A 2665-nucleotide genomic window follows, 5' to 3' on the forward strand; every position below is an offset into this window, starting at 1 on the left:
GCTCACTCTCATAGTGAGACAAGAAGGCTTCTTCCTCTTGACGAGTGAATTCAGACTCTAAAAAGAGAGCAGCCAAATCCCACATTGGATCGTTCATTGATGAATATTCCCAGTCAATCAGATAAAGTCGTCCTTGAGGTGATTCTATAAAGTTTTCAGGCACCAAATCGATATGACAAGATTTTCTGTCAACACCTAAGGCAGCCAGTCTTTTCTCTAAGGAGAAGACTTCTTCTCTAACTGCTTCATAGTTAGCATAAGGGATTTTTTCGTCAATCAAAGATTCGTATTTTTTGATTTCTTGAAAAGGAGCAAATTCTCCCCTTAATTCCTTACCAGAAGCATGAATGGTTTGTAAAATTGGAGCAATTTTATCGAACTTTGTCTTGATTGACGTTGAATCAAGTGTAATAGCAGATTCGATATACTCATTTACTTTGATACCAGCTTCAATATCAAAAAGATAATTTTTTACATCTAAATCTAAATCTTTTAGTAGTTCAAGATTGTACTTTTCATCTTGACGATTAATCAGTTTTTCTGTCCCTTTACCAAAGAATTTAACAATGTATTGCTTATTTGTTGTTTTGGCCAAATAGTTTTGATTGGTCATTCCCCCCAGTTGTTCAACACTGAGGACTTCCTCTTCTTGACTAAGTAAGGAAAAAATTTTTTCTTTAATGATTTTCTCCACAATTAACCTCCAGGACTTATACTTCCCACTTAAACACTGTTTTAAAGGCTGTGTTTAAATCGGTAGCAAAGACACGGTGAATATCTTTAATTTCTCTTACAGGTTCTTCTAGATAAAGGATATTTTTAAGACGATTGGCAAATTTCTTGACTTCCATCATTTGGATGGCATTTTCAAAATCAATGCGACCAGAACGAGAGGACCCAACCAAGAGCAAGCCCTTTTCTAAGGCATCGCGTGTATTGAGATTGACTTTATATTCGCTAACTCCCATCATGAGAATCGTTCCCTGAGGACGAATATAGCGAATCAAATCATTAATAGCTGGTCCAGTACCATCACCACCACAACACTCAAAAGCATGGTCAAAGGCCAAATCTTCAGGAATATTGTCAGTAATATAGCATTCTTTGGCAAATGAGAAAAGTTCCAATTTCTCCCAATGACGACCAATAACCACAATCTCTGCTTCTGGCAAAGTATAGTTGATAATATTGGCAACCACAAAAGCTAAACTTCCATCTCCGATAACGGCGATTCGGTCCCGCTTGCTATGAGCAAGGGTCAATAAGCGATTCATGGCATGCATACCAACACTGACAAACTCTGTAATGGCTGCAACAGTATCTTCGATAGCATCATAAGCCACCACACGATCTTTAGGGAGAGAAACAAATTCTCTCATAAAGCCATCAAAGCCACTAGACAAGAAATGGGTCCCTGTCATGTAGTTTTCATAGAATTCTTCATCACTCTGCATAGGAGGCTGATTGGGAATCATGACAACTTTTTGACCAACCTCGTAGGTTCCTGTCGGGTCAGAAATAACGGTTCCACATGACTCGTGAATCATTGCCATTGGAAGTTTTTTATTCAAAATCTTCGGATCACGTTTTCCTTGGTAGTAACGCTGATCCGCATGACAGACCGCCATATAATTAGGGCGGATGAGGATATGATTCTCTTGGTCAATAGCCTCTTCCTGATATTTGACATTGATAAACTTAGGCTTTGTTAGTTGGTAAATTTGATTAATCATTTTATTACTCTTCCTCAATCATGCTTTTTGCAATCTTCAAATCTGTTACTGTAGTAATTTTCAGATTTGAATATTCACCCTTAGCCAAGGCTACATCTTTTCCTTTGATTACAAAGATTTTACATGCATCTGTTAAGATTTCTTTCTCTTCGGCAGAGAGAGAACCGTAAAGATCCATGAAGTCCTTGCAACGGAATGTTTGAGGTGTTTGTCCTTGATAGAGGTGAGCACGATTTGGAATATCTGTAATAAATTGACCGTTAGTACTTTCAACGATAGTATCAACCGCTTCTACCACTGTGTCCACTGCGTCATGATTTTGAGCAAGTTGGATATTGTCCTGAATCATGCGAAGCGTAATAAATGGACGAACAGAATCGTGGGTAACAACGATGTCCTCTGGAGTAAGCGGACGATAAGCATCAATGGCTTCAATGATTTTCTCAATACTCGTATTACGGTCAGCACCACCTTTTGTAATGATGATACGATCCTTATGAAGAGGTAGATATTTATCTACAAGATCCTCTGCATGGGAAACCCAGTCTCCATGAACACCAACTACAATTTTTTCAATACTTGGTTCCAAGACAAATTTTTCAATTGTATGAATCAAAATAGGTCGATCACCTAGCTCTAAAAATTGTTTTGGCAAATTACTAATTCCCATGCGAGTACCAGTTCCACCGGCAAGAATTCCTGCATAAATCATCTATTTTCTCCTTTGTCATACTAAAAAAACTTATTCTCTCTATTATACCACAATCTAGTCCTATCATGAAAAAAATACCGGACCTCCCGTTCTAGAATGAGAGGATTAAGCAGTTCCATTATTCAAAGAAACTAATCCATTTCTAGTAGTGACTAGGAATTCAATAGTCATTACTAATAAATGGCTGTGAAATTTTAGAGTTCTTCAGAATAATATAGTT

Annotated in this window: 3 protein-coding genes; all 3 read right to left on the reverse strand. The window is 37.5% G+C overall.

Features of this window, described 5'->3' with window-relative positions; genetic code table 11:
* Positions 1 to 694 (reverse strand): choline/ethanolamine kinase family protein (locus tag PAN06_RS13760; protein WP_269796609.1); only part of this gene is annotated, 694 nt, incomplete at its 3' end.
* A gap of 16 nt (positions 695 to 710) precedes the next feature.
* Complete coding sequence (locus PAN06_RS13765; RefSeq protein WP_000609877.1) at positions 711 to 1733, reverse strand: ribitol-5-phosphate dehydrogenase; 1023 nt, start codon at positions 1731 to 1733, stop codon at positions 711 to 713.
* Between the two features lie 4 nt (positions 1734 to 1737).
* A complete protein-coding gene (locus PAN06_RS13770) occupies positions 1738 to 2445 on the reverse strand; it encodes a 2-C-methyl-D-erythritol 4-phosphate cytidylyltransferase (protein WP_004259627.1) in 708 nt (235 codons plus the stop codon).
* Between the last annotated feature and the right edge of the window lie 220 nt (positions 2446 to 2665).

It is taken from the genome of Streptococcus sp. SM3 (assembly GCF_027497875.1).

Excerpts from the sequence above, each read along its gene's own strand:
- PAN06_RS13765 (WP_000609877.1), bottom strand. The coding sequence starts at position 1,733 with ATGATTAATCAAATTTACCAACTAACAAAGCCTAAGTTTATCAATGTC.
- PAN06_RS13770 (WP_004259627.1), bottom strand. The coding sequence starts at position 2,445 with ATGATTTATGCAGGAATTCTTGCCGGTGGAACTGGTACTCGCATGGGA.